The following is a 16,332-nucleotide window of genomic DNA, read 5'->3' on the forward strand; positions in this document are numbered from 1 at the left end:
TCTATAAGTATTTGATCTCTACGCCTCCAAAGGCTGCAAAACCTTTTATTACCAGTGTTTTCGATGGATCGGGAACGATTTGATTCAACGAAGCACCGCGTTTGTCGGTGTAACCACCAAAAATAGCTGTTACTTCGTTTCTAACCGTCCAGTCGGGGGGCACTTTAAAACCACAACCACCAAATAAAGCCAGCGTATCGATAACTGCACCATTGGCCGAAAGTTTTGCCTGACGCAGATCGTACTCCGTTCCGCCAAAAACAGAAGTGGTTTTTCCGCCCAGAAAATTCTGCGAGTTCACATACACTTCGCGGCCACCAAAAATTACAAAATCATCGAAATAATCAATGCCTTTTTGTTCTCCTGTTGTAAAATTCGGAGGCTCGGTTGTACTTCGTCTTCCTGAATGCGTAATCAGAATAGCCACACCAATACCAATTATTAATGCCGGCCAGCCTATTCGTCGTAATTCATAAGGAATATGTGCCACCTCGGGAATCAAAAAGAAACCGCCTATTACAATTAAAATTGTTCCGGTGGTTTTGTTCCCTCCAATTATGGAGAATACCCCAATTCCGATAAGCAACATTTGCCACGAAATCAGAATATCATTCCAAAAAGATGGAATAAGATCGAGGCGCTCGAAAATCCACAATGAACCTACCACAATTAGAAATAAGCCAAGAATGGCTCTTCTGTTTGTATTCTCCGGTTTATTATCCATGATTAAAGTTTTAACTGTCCTAAAATATTGATTATCCTCTAAACACTGTTCATTTTTTAGCAGATTTACGTTCTTTTACTGCTACGGGCTAAAACAAACGTGCGATTAACCCAATTCCCAAAGCAATTAATAGAATTGGGAAAAGAAACACAATTGCCGCACCTGAAATGAAAATCAGTTTTGGCAATAAAAACAGGCCACCAATAATCAACAGTACCACACCGCCTGATCGTTTGCCGGCCATTAATATGGCTCCTATAATTATAAGAATAACAGGCCATGAAAAAACAAAATGCCCAATACTGTGAAAGGCACTCCTTACCGGGCTAAAGATATCGTGAAAGTTAAAAAACGGGAAATCAAAAAAGAAACCGCTTTGTTTTAGTAGCCATACCAAACCAATACCGATTAAAACCAAAGCTAATACTTCGTTTGAGTTTTCTTTTTTCTGTGTTCTTTCCGGTGGCACTTTTTCCATGATACTGTTTTTTTGTATTTACACATCAAAAGTAAAAATCGCAAGGCGGCCAAACAGTTTACATTCGGTTAACAAAGGTTATGAATCGGTAAATGGGTAAATGTTGGTATTAACGGAAACGCGATGCACAAGGTGTTTTGCTGATAAACTCCATCAACCGATGCATTAAAAAAGGTTGTTCTCAATGTGAAAACAACCTTTTGCTATTTTATTTCTTTTGTGCTTTTGCCCACGAATCGCGCAATGGAACCGTTCGGTTAAACACCGGAAGTTCGGGTGTTGAATCCGGATCCATGTTAAAATAGCCCATTCGCTCAAACTGAAAATGATCAAGCGGTTTGGCCGTTTTTACAAATGGCTCCAGGTAACAGTTATCCAGCACTTTTAACGAATCAGGATTCATAAATTCTTTAAAATCTACCTCCTTGTGTCCATCCGGTTCTTCGTCGGTGAACAAACGGTCGTACAAGCGCACTTCAGATTTTACAGCGTGTTTAGCCGACACCCAATGTACCACACCTTTCACTTTTCTGCCATCGGAAGATTTACCTCCTTTCGACTCGGGATCGTAGGTACAGTGCAACTCAACGATTTTGCCGTTTTCGTCTTTAATAACTTCGTTACATTTTATCAGGTAACCGTAGCGCAAACGTACTTCGCGGTCGGGCCCCAAACGGAAGAACTTACGTGGAGGATCTTCCATAAAGTCGCTTTGCTCGATGTAAACCTCGCGCGAGAATGGTACATCGCGGCGCCCCATCGACTCATCTTCAGGGTTGTTTACCGCACTTAATATTTCTTCTTTATCCTCAGGATAATTGGTAATTACCACTTTTAACGGATCGAGCACACCCATTACACGTTGTGCTATTTTGTTCAGGTGATCGCGCACGCTGAATTCGAGCAACGAAACATCGGTTGTTCCATCCACTTTGGTAACCCCGATTTTATCCGAGAAATTACGAATCGACTCCGGCGTATAACCACGTCGGCGTAAACCCGAAATAGTTGGCATCCGCGGATCGTCCCAGCCCCGAACGTGATTGTCTTTCACCAACTCCAGCAATTTACGCTTGCTCATTACGGTATAGGTAAGATTCAAACGCGAAAACTCAATCTGGCGCGGACGGTAATCCGAATCTTTTAACTGATCAACAAACCAATCGTACAGCGGACGGTGCACCTCGAACTCCAGGGTACAAATTGAATGAGTAATTCCTTCCCAATAGTCGCACTGACCATGGGCAAAATCGTACATCGGATACACACACCACTTGTTTCCGGTGCGGTGATGTTCGGCTTTCATAATCCGGTAAATAATCGGATCGCGCATGTGCATATTTGGCGATGCCATATCTATTTTTGCACGCAACACTTTTTCGCCTTCGTTGAATTCGCCCATTGTCATTCGCTCAAATAAATCGAGATTTGTTTGCACTGAACGATTTCTGAACGGACTTTCAATACCGGGTTTCTGCGGCGTTCCTTTTTGCTCGCTTATGGTTTCTGCATTCTGATCATCGACATAAGCTTTGCCTTCTTCAATCAGTTTAACGGCAAAAGCATGTAGTTTCGGAAAATTATCGGATGCGTAATACAAACGATCATCCCAGTCGAATCCCAGCCAACGCACATCTTCCATAATCGATTCAACATATTCTGTTTCCTCTTTTGATGGGTTAGTATCGTCGAAACGAAGGTTTGTTTTTCCTCCGTATTTTTGTGCCAACCCGAAATTTAAACAGATTGATTTAGCGTGGCCAATGTGCAAATAACCATTTGGCTCGGGCGGAAAGCGTGTATGTACACGTTTTTCATTTTTTCCTGCGGCCAGATCGGCATCGATTTGTGCATGAATGAAGTTGGCCTTTTTAGGCGCTTCTGCATTTGTGTTGGTATTTTTTTCTGCCATTTTCTTGAATTACCCCTATTGAATAAGATCACAAAATTAAAAAATGATTTGTGAGTACACTTAACACCTCTTCAAATTATTACTTTTGTTGCAATAATTTTAATTCAGAATGGGAGTAATTGAGATAGAGGGAATGAAATTTTATGCCTACCACGGGCATTTTGCTGCCGAACAAATTGTTGGCAACCACTTTGAAGTTTATCTGCGACTGGAAACAAACTGCGACGCTGCAGCCAAAAGCGACAATTTAGATGATGCATTGAATTACCAGGCCGTTTACGAAACCGTAAAAGAGGTGATGCAAACAAAATCGGCCTTATTGGAAAATGTAAGCAAACGAATTCTTGACACCCTTTACGACCGCTTTCCGGCAATTGATAAAGCGCGCGTTAAAATCTCGAAAATGAATCCGCCAATGGGAGGAGAAATGGAACGGGTAAGCGTGACGCTGGAGCGATAATTTATCACCACTGTTTGCAGAATTTCATCCGGAGCAGAGTTGAAGGATGGAAGAACTGAGCTATTAAATGCGATAATGCTTTAATGCTTTAATTTAAAAAAACTCGAAGCTTGTAGCTAGTAGCTTGCAACTTAAATAACTTCATGTTATTAAATATTTAATCTCCAGCCGAATACTGATATTTATCAAATTATTCGAACTTCTTTTTCGTATTTTCGAAAAAAATAATTCAACCTGATACTGATGTTTTATAGTTCGACTAATTTAAACGAAGGAAAGTGCCGAAAATCGTGCGCTACCGAAAAGAAGCGAGAGCTTCATGAGGGAAATAATCCAAAATCGACAGACGCCGGTTGGCAGGTAGGTGCCAGCGACTTACATGTGAATGCAAATTGGCAAAATCGCAGAAAATAACACGATTTTATTTTTTGTGTTGCGAGAACTGCAAAATTTTATATTTTTGCAGTCCGAAAGCGTACAAGGTTCCTTGGCCGAGTGGCTAGGCAGCGGTCTGCAAAACCGTGTACGGCGGTTCGACTCCGCCAGGAACCTCAACAAAAGAGAGCAATAAAGGCTCTCTTTTTTTATTTTCAAGCAATCGATTCCTTTAGCTTTATTAGCTTCCACCTATTCCAAAGATTATTTTATCAGAGCCACTTCCCCATTTTCTTTGTAATTAATTCTTAGTAAATTTGAAGGAATAGCGTTTTTGCAAAAAATATTTCACGCGGAGTTCGAAACAATACCGAATTCTGCAAGAAATTTAAATCTTATTAAACCATCTGCAATGAAAGCGAAAATCGAATTTACTTTAAACGGAAAGGATGTTTCAGTAGAACTTGAAGAATCGAAAAAACTTCTTTGGGTTTTGCGAACACATTTTAACCTGACCGGCACCAAATATGGTTGCGGCGAGGGGTATTGCGGCGCCTGCACCGTACTCATCAACAACTCGGCAACCCGGTCGTGTGCTACCACCATTGGCGAAGTAGCCGGCAAAAATGTGATCACAATTGAAGGACTGGCACAGGGCGAAAAGCTGCATCCGGTACAGCAGGCATTTGCCGACCATGATGCGCTGCAATGTGGCTACTGCACTCCGGGCATGATTATGAATGCCGTGGGATTACTAAACGACCAGCCAAAGCCGAGCCGGGAAGATATTATTTTGGGAATGGAAGACAACCTTTGCCGTTGTGGTGCGCACAACAGAATCCTGGATGCGATTGAAGCCGCTGCAAACGAAATGCAAAACGGCAAGTGATTCAGCTTTTAAGTATTCAAAACCTAAAAAAAAGAACAACATGGATAAGTCAAAAGATATTCAGGATTATATAGAAGGACACACTCCAACCAACACCATAAAACGCCGGAACTTTATTCGTTTACTTGGCGGAGGCATTTACGTTTTCTTTCATGCCGGAGCGGCACTAAAACTTATGGCGGCGGAAGCAGATCAGCGCCGGTTGCCGGATGATTTTAATGCATTTCTACGCATACACGAAAATGGAAAAGTATCGTGTTATACAGGAAAAATTGAAATGGGGCAAGGAGCAAACACCGGCCTGGCCATGATGCTGGCCGACGAACTTGATGTAGCCTACGAAAATGTAGAAATGGTAATGGGCGACACCGACCTCTGTCCCTGGGATATGGGAACTTTTGGTTCGCTGACTACAAGGATGTTTGGGCCTTCGATGTTGGCTGCAGCGGCAGAAGCCCGGACAGTATTGCTGGAACTGGCTGCCGAAAAACTGGGTACCGACGTCGATAATCTGGATGTTAAGAAAGGAGTGGTTTTTAATCGTCAGGATCAAAGTGAAAAGATTACATATGCTCAACTTACCAATGGCCAACGGATAGAACGTGTTGCTAAAAACGAATCTACCGTTAAAGATTATTCGAAATACAAAATAATGGGTAAGCCGAAATTCCGTGCCGACAGTCTGGAAAAAGTTACCGGAAAGGCCAAATATTCAGGTGACATGCGCTTGCCGGGAATGCTTTATGCCCGTTTGTTACGCCCGCCATCACACGGTGCAAAATTGATCTCAGTGGATACGGCGGAGGCTGAAAAAGTAGAAGGAGTACAAATTGTAAGAGATGGCGATCTGGTGGCCGCTTTGCATAAAGATCCGGAAATGGCAGAAAAAGCACGAGACTTGTTTCGCGCGAAATTTGAGGAGGCAGACAAGCCGGTGAGCAACGATAACCTTTTCGACTACCTGAATGAACGTGCTCCGGAAGGAAATGTAAATATTAACGAGGGAGACTTATCAAAAGGAGAAGAACTGGCGACTTCAGTTTTTAATAATGAATTTCATGACGGGTATGTTGCCCACTCGCCCATGGAACCACACACTGCAATGGCTTATTTCGACGGCGATAAAATGACCGTTTGGGCCGGAACTCAAACACCGTTTCCGGCACAATCAAATATTGCGCGGATATTGGGAATGGAAGAGGATAAAGTTAGAGTAAAACCTCCTTATCTGGGAGGTGGTTTTGGTGGAAAATCTGACCACGGGCAAGCCGTTGAAGCTGCAAAACTGGCCAAACTAACCGGCAAACCGATTATGGTAGACTGGAGCCGCGAGGAAGAGTTTTTCTATGATACATTTCGTCCGGCTGCTATCGTAAAAATAAACTCCGGAATCGATGATGCCGGTAAAATTAACTTCTGGGATTACCACGTTTATTATGCCGGCGACCGCGGCTCGGAAACCCTGTATGATGTACCTCATCAGAAAAGAACGGTTTACGGACGTGGATGGACGGCCCCGGGAATACATCCTTTCGACACGGGAGCGTGGCGCGGACCGGGAAACAGTACCAATACCTTTGCCCGCGAAACACAGGTGGATATTATGGCAGCCAAAGCCGGAATCGATCCGGTTGAGTTCAGGCTAAAAAACCTAAAAGACCAACGTGCCATTGATGTGCTGGAAGCGGTGGCAGAAATGGCCGACTGGAAACCGGGACAATCACCATCGGGAAGAGGTTTCGGCGTTGCAATTGGTTCCGATGCCGGAACTTATGTAGCGCACATTGCCAAAGTGGATGTAAACAAAGAAACCGGTGAGGTAAAAGTGCTAAAAGTTTGGGTGGCACAGGAAATGGGATTTTGTGTAAATCCACAAGGTGCAACCATTCAGATGGAAGGCTGCATAAACATGGGGCTGGGTTATTCCCTGAAAGAGTTTATTGAGTTTGAAGGCGGAAAAGTAAAAACTAAAAATTTCGACACTTATGAAATTCCGCGGTTTTCGTGGATACCGGAAATGGAAACTAAAATTTTGCAAAGAAACGCGCCTCCTCAAGGAGGTGGAGAACCTGCAATAGTTTGTATGGGGGCCGTAATCGGAAATGCCATTTATGATCAGACGGGAGCCCGGTTACTCGAAATGGCAATGACTCCTGCAAAAGTAATTCAGGCTTTAAAAAATGTATAAACATCACGTATTACTATCCCCCCCGATAGTGCTTTGACACTTTTAAATAAAATCAACCACAAGACATGGATTCCAGTTCTTTAAAACCTGGAATCCTTTTTTTATCCGTATTGCTTCTTTTCGCATATTTGTAATCATTAAAAAATGTTGTTGTGATTCGGTCCAGCTAAAAAATCCGAAACACCTGCAATTAAAACAGACATCGTTTCAATGAAGATCGCTCGCATAATTCTATTCTCGCCGCTCGCTTTCATCAGGCTTTTGCTGGTACTTTTTATGAGTGCCTACGTTACCATAATCGGTTGGTTTTGGCTAAAAACGAAAGGCTTTAACCGAAACCTGCAACATTGGGTGGCCGGCACCTGGGGGCGTGCCATTCTTTTTGTTTGCGGGATAAAAGTGGATAAAAACGAAATCCCGCAATCGGGCAATTATATTCTGATGCCCAATCACCGGAGTTACATCGATATTTTTATTGTTGCTGCCATGACACCCGCTGCCATGGTGGGAAAAGCGGAAATAGCAAAATGGCCTTTTGTGGCTTTAGGAGCACGCGTTACCAATTCTATTCTTGTTGACCGAAAGAATCAGAAAAGCCTTCTGCTAACAATGAAAAAAATAAAAGAATCGGTTAACAGCGGCATTCCGGTAATCCTTTTCCCCGAAGGAACAACCTACAAAGGACCGCTAACCAAGAAATTTAAAAACGGGAGCTTTAAAATTGCTGCCGACGGAAATATCCCGGTTATACCAATGGCAATTGATTTTAAGGATGTGAATGATGCCTGGGTTGATAAAGACACTTTTGTGGGGCATTTTTTCCGGCAGTTGGGGAAACCGTTTACCCATGTTACCATCCGTTATGGCGAACCGATTATAAACAACGATCACAAACAGTTGCAGGAAAAGACAAAAGAGCAAATTGAAACGATGCTAAAAGCTATTCAATCAGCTTAGTTTTTTTTTTACGTTGAAACCAGTAATACATCGGAATACCCGACAGAGCTGTTAAAACAGCGATGCTCGACTCAACAGGACGTTCAAAATACGCAAGAACCAAAATTGCGGTACTCACTACAATAAAAAATAACTGTACATACGGATACCCCGGCAAACGCAATTGCTGATGTGTCGATCGCCGCAATTTAATATTACCGGCCACTGCGACTATTGGGAATATTCCCAAAGAGAATCCCATGTACGTCAGAATCTGCTCGAAAGTTCCCGATAAAACCAACACAATAGCAATAACTGCCTGCAAAAAAATGGCGTTTGATGGAACTTTATGCTTCCTGTTTATCCGGGCAATTGATTCAAAAAACAAACCATCGCTGGCCATTTTATAATAAACCCGTGGCCCCAGAATAATAAACGCACTTAATGATGAAAAAAGCGCAAAGGAAATAAGCAACGAAATTATGGTTTCGGCAGTTGCACCAAAAGCCAGTCCGGCTGCCAAACCACCAATCTCCGGTTCATTCCGCATTTGCGATGCCGGCACTGCATACACAAAAAACAGGTTCAGTAGTATATATAAAACCGTTACCGTTAATGTTGAAATGAGTAAAGAACGTGGAATTACTTTGCGTGGGGTCCGAATTTCGGAGCCAATGTATGTTGCCGAGTTCCAACCGCTATAGGCAAACATGATAAACATCAGCGACAGTCCAAGCGCTTTCCAGTTATCAAACGAAAACTGAAATGTTTTTACCGATCGTACATTTTGCATACTTCCTTCGCCTAAAAGCAAACCGGCCACAATCAATCCGATCACCAAAAGTATTTTTAGCACGGTGAGGCCGTTTTGTACCCTGGCACCCAGCACAATCCCACGCGAATGCACAAAACTAAATCCCACAATTACCAGAATTGCCATACAGCGACTAAAGTTTTCCACGCTGAGGATTTCATTCAGCATCAGCCAGTTTTGTAATTGAGGAAAAGCCCAGATAAAGTATTTGGCAAAACCGATTGCCGATGCGGCAATGGGAGCCGAAAAACCAACGATTAAAGAAAGCCAGCCACTTAAAAAACCCAGCAGTGGCGAATACAGTTTTGAGATAAATACATATTCGCCTCCGGCTTCGGGGAAAGCGGCCCCCAACTCTCCAAAGGAAATAGCTCCGCACAAGGCTACCAAACCGCCAATTCCCCACAAAATCAGCATAACAACAGGATTCTGCAAAAATCCCATCAAATAACCGGTTGTAGTAAAAATTCCGGCACCAATAATATTGGCAATAACAATATTTGTTACCGGAAATAAGCCAAGTCGGCGCTCCAGTTTCTTTTGCAAACTATGCAATATGCTTTATTTTACTTTTTAAAACTCTTTGATATACCAGCCCGACTTGATTCGTCGATACTTGTTTCATAGGTATCCAGGTTTTCAACATAGCGCAAAAACTCGCCAATGCCATTCACCCGCGTAGCAGTGTTATGTGCAGTAAAGCACCCTCCCTTTTCTAATTTTGGGTCCATAGCGATAAAATAGTTTTTGTACCAGTATTTATCGGCATCGCAAAACACAAAATCATATTCTCCATTTAAAGCAGGAACCAACTCATGTGCGTCGGCAAGTCTAACATCAATATATTTTGTTACACCGGCTTTTCGGAAGTTTGCCTTTGCTTGCAGATAACGCGTTTTGTCAATTTCTATGGTAGTCAGCTTCCCGCCTGTTTTACTCAGAGCCCACGCAATCCAAATGGCCGAATGACCTGTTGATGTACCAATTTCAACAGCCGATGTATAACCATTTTTGATGATTATATCGTAAAGAATCTTGCCATCCGACAAAGGGACATTCATATCCTGCCATTCGCTGGCATTTTTCTCCAAAAAACTTTTTACTTTTTTATCGAGGGAATTTTCTGTTTCGGGATACTGACCACAGGCAGTAAAAAACATTAAAACGCCCAAAACACTTAGCATAAACAGTCGGTACTTCATTATCGTAAATTGAAATCAATATTGGCTTAAACGCAACCAAGATAATAAATTCTGATTGAAATAATTTAGGTTTTGTATTTTCAACCTATTCCATAATTTGTGTCACTTTCGTGAAAACGTCGTGAAACCGGCTTCATTCAACTTATCGAATTAAACAGTTGTGTTTTCGATAACCAAGTATTAAATAATCTAAATTCTTAGATAAAAGAATAAATAATTTCTGATTTCTTTCTAATTTATCAAGAATAGCGTATATTTGAAGTGCATTTGGGATTCATCCCATATTGTGTGTTTGGGGGTTAACATTTAGGAGGGAGACTGTTGAGTCTCCTTCTTTCTTTTTAATAACTTCCTACTTAAAAATCGCCTCACATACTTAAAACATTTACAGTTTTTGCTAATTCAATTACATTCAGCACATTGCAAAATAACAATTATGAAAATTGTTCTTTTTTTCTACATTTGTGCCGAATTAAAATTTTAACGAATGAAAACAGCTGAAATACATACTTCAAAAGGAGTAATGAAAGTTAAGTTTTACGAAGAAGATGCTCCGGGAACAGTTGCTAACTTTATTAAGTTATCAGAATCGGGCTTTTATAACGGACTTACATTTCATCGCGTAATACCAAACTTTGTTATACAAGGTGGGTGCCCTGATGGAACAGGAGCCGGAGGACCTGGTTATTCGATAGATTGTGAATTGGACGGAAACAACCAGTACCACGATAAAGGCGTTTTATCAATGGCTCACGCGGGAAGAAACACTGGAGGTTCGCAATTTTTTATTTGTCACAACCGCGAAAATACGCAGCATCTTGATCGTCATCATACCTGCTTTGGAAGAGTTTTTGAAGGACTTGATGTAATTGACGACATCAGACAGGGTGATGAAATTGAAAAAATAATTATTTCGGAAGAATAATCGCCATTGATTATATTACTGGAAAGGGAACCTACTTTTTAGGCTCCCTTTTTTATATCCTGCCGCCAAATCACTTTTCATCATTCCTTTCTTTTTGATGGAGGTTCAACCTAAACATCCCCTGCTTTTTCTCGTTTCGGCATTCCTTAATTCTTGGTGTTCAATTTTACCAAATTAGATGAGTATTTTAAATTTGCCCATATCAGAAAAGCCGCCAACCCACAAATGGCTCATATCCAAACATTTTTAAGCCCTTTGCGCAAAAACCAAACTACTTGTACCGAACAAATATCTGGATAAATAAAGCCTTGTTTGTATTTCAACTTTTTGACTCGAAAAGTTTACTTATGGAATATGCAAAATTTAATATTTACCTATTGCAAATGTCGTTTGCATCCTATTTATTTGTTTCTGTAATAATAAACGAAAACTCTAACAGAAGCGAAGATTAAAACCAGTAATCTTTTGATTTATTAAAATTATTTTCACTCAATTAACTGACAAAAATGGCAAGTAATAAACCAAAAGTAATTAAAGATTACAGCAAGCTTGACAAACAATTGCAACAGCAAATTAAGCTAATTTATGCGGACGGTTTTGCTGATAATCTCATCCACTTTTTTGATAAAACCGGGCAAAAAATAACGGTTTTACCCTTTGAAACGGAAGATAAGTATTACATGTTAAGAATGACAGAAAACGAAGCCGTGGCTTTGGTTGACGAAGACGACGACTACGATGATGACGGATTCTTAAAAGACGAGGTTAAACAAACTTATGAAGACAAGTACTCGGACCTCGACCACGTTGCAGATCAATTAGAAGATGATTAAAACATAAAAAAGCAGGAATGTTTGTTACAAACCTGCTTTTCCTTTTGCTTTTGAACGCTACCGTCCACTAGGCTAATAATGCCTTAACCTTATCAGCAATATCTTTTCCGTCGGCCTGTCCGGCCAATGTTTTCGACGCAATTCCCATCACTTTTCCCATATCTTTCATGCTGCTTGCACCAACTTGCTCAATCACAGCTTTTACAGCAGCGGTTAAATCTTCGTCCGACATTTTTGCGGGTAGATAACTTTCAAAAATTGCTACCTGTTGCATTTCCTGCTCATATAAATCTTGGCGTCCCTGTTCTTTATAAATATTTGCAGAGTCAGTTCCTTGTTTTGCCAGTTTCGAGATTATCTTCATTGCATCGCCATCCGATAGTTCACCACCTGCCCCTTTTGCAGTTTGTGCTTCAAGCATAACTTTTTTAATTCCCCTCAGGGCTTCCAGTTTCTCTTTTTCGCGGGCTTTCATTGCCGCTTTTATGTCGTTATTAATTTGCTCTAAAAATGCCATAACTTTTATATTTTTATTAATCAACGTTATCGTGTAAATAACTGTTTCTGTCTGAAATTCTATTATCGCGATCTACCGAATATCCCGACCGGTCGCGTTTGTATTTTGGATCGTTTATACGAATATTGCGGCGTTTAAAAGCCGGCACATTTTCCAACTCGTCCACATCGTCGTCGCTCAGATTTTCGTAATCATTTATGTCAATTTCCTTTTCTGCACTGTTCCGCTCACGTGAGGTATTCGGGTACAACGATTCAAATTCATCGTCGTCGTTTTTACTTTTATTACTGATTTCAAATTCAAAGGTCGACTGACTTCTTTTATCTTCAGAATTTCTACCTGACAGGTGTTCTCTTTTTTCTGCCGAAACGGTTTCTTTCTCAAGCGTATGACTTACTACTTTGTTCTGACTTTGTTCTGACAGTTCGGAAATAATGCTTGTGGGAAATCCGGTAGCAATAACGGTTACCGACAGCTTTTCACCCAAAGTTTCATCTTTTCCATTCCCCCAAATCAAATCGGCATCAAAACCGGCCATGTTTTGCACATAATCGGTAATTCGGCCAACTTCATCCATGGTAACTTCCTTATTCCCCGAGTTGATGTTTACCAGAATATTTCGTGCTCCGCGAATCTCATTGTCGTTCAACAACGGCGAGTTTAATGCTTTTCTCACGGCATCCTCTGCCCGGTCTTCTTCTTCACTTACACCGGTTCCCATAACCGCCATTCCGCTTTTGCGCATTACAGTTTCCACATCGGCAAAATCAACATTTATATATCCGGGAACAGTAATAATCTCAGCAATTCCTTTTGCTGCAGTAGCCAGCACATTATCTGCTTTGGCAAAAGCCTCCGATATCCCAAAATCGCCATACATTTCGCGAATTCTTTCATTATTAATCACCAACAGCGAATCAACGTAAGCTGCCAGTTCCTTAATACCCTCGTAAGCCTGTTTTATACGACGTCGCCCTTCGTTACGGAATGGAATGGTAACAATGGCAACCGTTAAATACCCCTGCTCTTTGCAACACTGTGCAATAACAGGAGCTGCTCCGGTTCCGGTTCCTCCGCCCATTCCGGCAGTTACAAAAACCATTTTTGTATTTTCCGACAAGGTATTTTTTACATCCTCAATATTTTCGATTGCTGCCTGTTTGCCAACATCGGGTTTGTTGCCGGCACCACGGCCTTCGGTTAACGAAGCCCCCAACTGAACACGCGTACGAACAGCACTTGCTTCCATGGCCTGCGCATCGGTGTTGCAAACGACAAAATCCACATCGCGAATTCCATGTTTAAACATATGGTTTACCGCATTGCCGCCTCCGCCACCAACACCGATTACCTTTATTTCGGCACCGGGTGTTCTTTCCATTACAAAATCAGCCATATCTTCCATTTTCTTCACCTTGTTTTTTGTTGTTATTCAAGAGGTTGATCATCATCTCCATCATTAAAAATCTTGCTTCCAAAATTTTTATAAAACCAGTTATCAATATTCGATTCTGTAACAGGCTCATCTTTCTTTTTCTCTGCCTTTTCCCTGGTTTTGGTCTTTTCTTTTGTTTTCCAGCCAAACCCTTTTGACTTGGATTTTGGCTTTGCTTTTGGTTTTGGTTGCGGAGGAACAAACATTATCGTTTCTTCCTCTTCCGGCTCAGGCTCGTATGGTTCGTCTTCGTTTAAATCGAAATTTATTGCTTCCCCTGCTTCATTTTTCGGCTCTTGTTGTTCAGCGGTTTCTTCAAAATCATCATCAAGATCAAATTTTTGCACCTCTTTTTCGGGTTGCAATTCTTTGTTTGGATTGGTATCGAATCCGGTGGCCAAAATGGTAACACTAATTTTGTCACCAAGACGTTCGTCGTAGCCGTTACCCCAGATTATATCGGCATCCTGACCGGCCTTGTCCTGCAGCGATTCAATAATTTCACCAATCTCTCCAATCCTAATTTCTTCACTTCCTGAAATAATATTCAGCAATATATTTTTGGTTCCGAAAATATCGTTACTATCCAACAATGGCGATTCCAGTGCGGCATTCACCGCATCCATGGCACGGCCTTCGCCAGTGGCATAACCGGTACCCATTATGAAAACTTCGCTTTTTTGCATTACCGTTTCCACATCGGTGTAGTCGATGTTTACATTCCCGTGAACAGTAATTATTTCGGCGACTCCTTTAACGGCTGTCGATACAATATTGTCGGCCATTTTAAATGCCTGACTTGCCGGCAAATCGCCGTAAATGTGGTGCAGCCGGTCGTTACTGATCACCAGCATACTATCGACAAACTCCGCCATTTTATCAATACCTTCCTGTGCTTGTGCGCGGCGTTTGTTTCCTTCGGCCGGCGACGGAATGGTTACCACCGCAATGGTTAAAATGTCGAGTTCGCGGGCCAGACTTGCAATTACGGGAGCAGCTCCCGTTCCGGTTCCACCGCCCATTCCTGCCGCAATAAACAGCATTTTGGTATTGTCGCCCAGCACCTGTTTCAGGTCTTCGTAATTTTCACGGGCAGCTTCAGCTCCTCTTTCAGGTTTATTGCCCGCACCACGTCCTTCGGTAAGCGTAGTTCCAAGCTGAATTTTAATTGGCACAGGACTATTGTCCATGGCTTGCGAATCGGTATTACAGATGATATAATCAACACCTTTTATTCCCTCTTCGAACATGTGATTGACCGCGTTGCAACCACCACCGCCAACTCCAATTACCTTAATAATTGATGATGCTGCCTTCGGAAATTGAAAATTTGCTAATTCTTCGGTCATATCTTTTTGTTTTAATTGAATTCAAGGTCTTCGTTGTCGTCGCCAAAAAAGTTAATCGCACTTTGCAAGGCTCCTTTTACGTTGGTCATTAAACCGCGTCCGTTTCTTGGCGTTTTCGGTTCGGGCAATATTCTTTCTTCTCCAACATTTTGGCTGATCGAAAGTTTTAAGGCTCCCAATGCTGTTAAAAATGCCGGATTCTTTGCTTCTTCTCTGCGATTTGCCGGAAGAATTACCGGGTGTGCCCTTCGTGCATCCAAACCGGTATGAAATTTCACAAGCGTGATTATGTGCCCCAAATTTGAAGTTCCGCCGGAGAGAACAATACCTGTTCCCAAACGATCGGCGACTCCCGATCTTTCAATCTCTTTCACCACACAATCCACAATCTCTTCCAAACGTGCCTGAATAATGTAAGCCAGACTTCTGATGGTAATTTCTTTTGGTTCCCAGCCATTGTTTTTGGCAATGGTAACCGTATCTTCGGTTTTAATCTGGTCGCCCAAAGCCTGTCCGTAGCGTACTTTTAACAGCTCCGCTTTTTCAAGGAATGTGGAACAGCCCACTTTTAAGTCGTTGGTAATAACAGCTCCGGCAAACGGAATTACTGCTGTATGTACCAAAGCATTTTCGTAGTAAATAGCCAGATTGGTTGTGCCGGCACCAATATCAAGCACTACTCCCCCCATCTCTTTTTCAGGTTTTGAAAGCGCGGCCTCTGCCAATGCCAGCGACGAGTGGAAAACTTCGCCCAGTTCAACACCAACACTTTCCAAAACACGTGTTAAAATTTGGTATTCCTGATCGGGCATGATCACCAACTTATAACGGGCTTCAATTTTTTTACCTGTGGCTCCAACAGGTTTCAGCTCCTCAATTTCGTCGTCGATTATAAATGATGTCGGAATAACTTTCAGAATCCGGTAATCATTTTTAATCTGCAGGCTTTTCGCTTCATTGTATAACTCATCAATATCCAAATTCGACACAACGCCACCCTCACCGGTAAAACGCGACGCTTTATAGTCGATGGTTCGCATACGTTTTCCGGCGTACGCCACATCAACAACATTAATTTCGTCTTCGAGCTGGGCATCGAGTTGCTCCAACACCGCCGTGATGGATTCAATTGCATCAGCAAGGTTAAAAATCATTCCTCTTTTTATCCCTTTTGATGGTACCTGGGCAGTACCCAGAATTTCCATTTTTCCCTCGGTAGTTGCCCTGCCCGCAAGTGCAACCAGCTTTGAGGTTCCCATGTCGATAACAACCGAAAGATTTGTTTTTGAAGCCAT

The 16,332-nt window shown here is 42.0% G+C and carries 15 protein-coding genes and 1 tRNA gene; 7 read left to right on the forward strand and 9 right to left on the reverse strand.

Going from position 1 to position 16,332, the window contains the following annotated elements; all coding sequences use genetic code 11:
• Position 1: 1 nt before the first annotated feature.
• The 3 genes from BMW53_RS11045 to BMW53_RS11055 all read right to left on the reverse strand — a co-directional run bounded on the left by BMW53_RS11045 (position 2) and on the right by BMW53_RS11055 (position 3,114).
• Positions 2–724 (reverse strand): cell wall-active antibiotics response protein, encoded by a 723-nt coding sequence (locus BMW53_RS11045; protein WP_051567836.1) that lies wholly within the window; start codon positions 722–724, stop codon positions 2–4.
• A gap of 88 nt (positions 725–812) precedes the next feature.
• Positions 813–1,202, reverse strand: a complete 390-nt coding sequence (locus tag BMW53_RS11050; RefSeq protein ID WP_038558591.1) for a LiaF transmembrane domain-containing protein — start codon at positions 1,200–1,202, stop codon at positions 813–815.
• A 208-nt stretch (positions 1,203–1,410) separates the two neighbouring features.
• Positions 1,411–3,114 carry a glutamine--tRNA ligase/YqeY domain fusion protein gene (locus BMW53_RS11055; RefSeq protein WP_038558588.1) on the reverse strand — a complete coding sequence of 568 codons (1,704 nt, stop codon included), beginning with the start codon at positions 3,112–3,114 and terminating at the stop codon, positions 1,411–1,413.
• A 109-nt stretch (positions 3,115–3,223) separates the two neighbouring features.
• Between BMW53_RS11055 and folB the strand changes: the two genes are divergently transcribed.
• The 5 genes from folB (at position 3,224) to BMW53_RS11080 (ending at position 7,983) form a co-directional block, all read left to right on the forward strand.
• Complete coding sequence (folB, locus tag BMW53_RS11060; RefSeq protein WP_038558584.1) at positions 3,224–3,574, forward strand: dihydroneopterin aldolase; 351 nt, start codon at positions 3,224–3,226, stop codon at positions 3,572–3,574.
• Positions 3,575–4,055: 481 nt separating this feature from the next.
• Positions 4,056–4,126: transfer RNA gene (locus tag BMW53_RS11065), tRNA-Cys, on the forward strand.
• 235 nt (positions 4,127–4,361) lie between these two features.
• The gene (locus BMW53_RS11070) at positions 4,362–4,838 is read left to right on the forward strand and encodes a (2Fe-2S)-binding protein (protein WP_038558581.1); all 477 of its coding nucleotides are present in this window, start codon (positions 4,362–4,364) and stop codon (positions 4,836–4,838) included.
• A 40-nt stretch (positions 4,839–4,878) separates the two neighbouring features.
• Positions 4,879–7,026, forward strand: a complete 2,148-nt coding sequence (locus BMW53_RS11075; protein ID WP_038558579.1) for a xanthine dehydrogenase family protein molybdopterin-binding subunit — start codon at positions 4,879–4,881, stop codon at positions 7,024–7,026.
• Positions 7,027–7,236: 210 nt separating this feature from the next.
• Positions 7,237–7,983 (forward strand): lysophospholipid acyltransferase family protein, encoded by a 747-nt coding sequence (locus tag BMW53_RS11080; protein ID WP_081804832.1) that lies wholly within the window; start codon positions 7,237–7,239, stop codon positions 7,981–7,983.
• Here BMW53_RS11080 and BMW53_RS11085 read toward each other — a convergent pair.
• Together BMW53_RS11085 and BMW53_RS11090 are read right to left on the reverse strand one after the other, a co-directional pair.
• Positions 7,967–9,331, reverse strand: coding sequence for an APC family permease (locus BMW53_RS11085; RefSeq protein WP_175463508.1), 1,365 nt, complete (start codon positions 9,329–9,331; stop codon positions 7,967–7,969). The genes BMW53_RS11080 and BMW53_RS11085 overlap by 17 nt on opposite strands.
• Before the next feature lie 11 nt (positions 9,332–9,342).
• Positions 9,343–9,978, reverse strand: a complete 636-nt coding sequence (locus BMW53_RS11090; protein WP_038558572.1) for an O-methyltransferase — start codon at positions 9,976–9,978, stop codon at positions 9,343–9,345.
• Between the two features lie 487 nt (positions 9,979–10,465).
• Between BMW53_RS11090 and BMW53_RS11095 the strand changes: the two genes are divergently transcribed.
• Together BMW53_RS11095 and BMW53_RS11100 are read left to right on the forward strand one after the other, a co-directional pair.
• Complete coding sequence (locus BMW53_RS11095) at positions 10,466–10,903, forward strand: peptidylprolyl isomerase (RefSeq protein WP_038558569.1); 438 nt, start codon at positions 10,466–10,468, stop codon at positions 10,901–10,903.
• Between the two features lie 506 nt (positions 10,904–11,409).
• Positions 11,410–11,736 carry a hypothetical protein gene (locus BMW53_RS11100; protein WP_038558566.1) on the forward strand — a complete coding sequence of 109 codons (327 nt, stop codon included), beginning with the start codon at positions 11,410–11,412 and terminating at the stop codon, positions 11,734–11,736.
• 67 nt (positions 11,737–11,803) lie between these two features.
• Here the strand turns inward: BMW53_RS11100 and BMW53_RS11105 are convergent, their stop codons facing one another.
• The 4 genes from BMW53_RS11105 to ftsA are packed head-to-tail and all read right to left on the reverse strand — an operon-like array spanning position 11,804 to position 16,332.
• A complete protein-coding gene (locus BMW53_RS11105; RefSeq protein ID WP_038564657.1) occupies positions 11,804–12,253 on the reverse strand; it encodes a GatB/YqeY domain-containing protein in 450 nt (149 codons plus the stop codon).
• A gap of 16 nt (positions 12,254–12,269) precedes the next feature.
• Positions 12,270–13,649, reverse strand: a complete 1,380-nt coding sequence (ftsZ, locus tag BMW53_RS11110; protein WP_245749039.1) for a cell division protein FtsZ — start codon at positions 13,647–13,649, stop codon at positions 12,270–12,272.
• 32 nt (positions 13,650–13,681) lie between these two features.
• Positions 13,682–15,037, reverse strand: a complete 1,356-nt coding sequence (gene ftsZ / locus BMW53_RS11115) for a cell division protein FtsZ (RefSeq protein ID WP_051567833.1) — start codon at positions 15,035–15,037, stop codon at positions 13,682–13,684.
• A gap of 11 nt (positions 15,038–15,048) precedes the next feature.
• A complete protein-coding gene (gene ftsA / locus BMW53_RS11120) occupies positions 15,049–16,332 on the reverse strand; it encodes a cell division protein FtsA (protein WP_038558563.1) in 1,284 nt (427 codons plus the stop codon).

The organism is Draconibacterium orientale (assembly GCF_900111425.1).
In the GTDB taxonomy this organism is placed as follows: Bacteria; Bacteroidota; Bacteroidia; order Bacteroidales; family Prolixibacteraceae; genus Draconibacterium; species Draconibacterium orientale.

Bases quoted from the DNA above. Each gene is read 5' to 3' on its own strand.
- ftsZ (WP_051567833.1), bottom strand. From the start codon at position 15,037: ATGACCGAAGAATTAGCAAATTTTCAATTTCCGAAGGCAGCATCATCA.
- BMW53_RS11100 (WP_038558566.1), top strand. From the start codon at position 11,410: ATGGCAAGTAATAAACCAAAAGTAATTAAAGATTACAGCAAGCTTGAC.
- BMW53_RS11075 (WP_038558579.1), top strand. From the start codon at position 4,879: ATGGATAAGTCAAAAGATATTCAGGATTATATAGAAGGACACACTCCA.
- ftsZ (WP_245749039.1), bottom strand. From the start codon at position 13,649: ATGGCTGATTTTGTAATGGAAAGAACACCCGGTGCCGAAATAAAGGTA.
- BMW53_RS11080 (WP_081804832.1), top strand. From the start codon at position 7,237: ATGAAGATCGCTCGCATAATTCTATTCTCGCCGCTCGCTTTCATCAGG.
- BMW53_RS11105 (WP_038564657.1), bottom strand. From the start codon at position 12,253: ATGGCATTTTTAGAGCAAATTAATAACGACATAAAAGCGGCAATGAAA.
- BMW53_RS11050 (WP_038558591.1), bottom strand. From the start codon at position 1,202: ATGGAAAAAGTGCCACCGGAAAGAACACAGAAAAAAGAAAACTCAAAC.
- BMW53_RS11055 (WP_038558588.1), bottom strand. From the start codon at position 3,114: ATGGCAGAAAAAAATACCAACACAAATGCAGAAGCGCCTAAAAAGGCC.
- BMW53_RS11070 (WP_038558581.1), top strand. From the start codon at position 4,362: ATGAAAGCGAAAATCGAATTTACTTTAAACGGAAAGGATGTTTCAGTA.
- BMW53_RS11045 (WP_051567836.1), bottom strand. From the start codon at position 724: ATGGATAATAAACCGGAGAATACAAACAGAAGAGCCATTCTTGGCTTA.
- ftsA (WP_038558563.1), bottom strand. From the start codon at position 16,332: ATGGCTTCAAAAACAAATCTTTCGGTTGTTATCGACATGGGAACCTCA.
- BMW53_RS11095 (WP_038558569.1), top strand. From the start codon at position 10,466: ATGAAAACAGCTGAAATACATACTTCAAAAGGAGTAATGAAAGTTAAG.
- folB (WP_038558584.1), top strand. From the start codon at position 3,224: ATGGGAGTAATTGAGATAGAGGGAATGAAATTTTATGCCTACCACGGG.
- BMW53_RS11090 (WP_038558572.1), bottom strand. From the start codon at position 9,978: ATGAAGTACCGACTGTTTATGCTAAGTGTTTTGGGCGTTTTAATGTTT.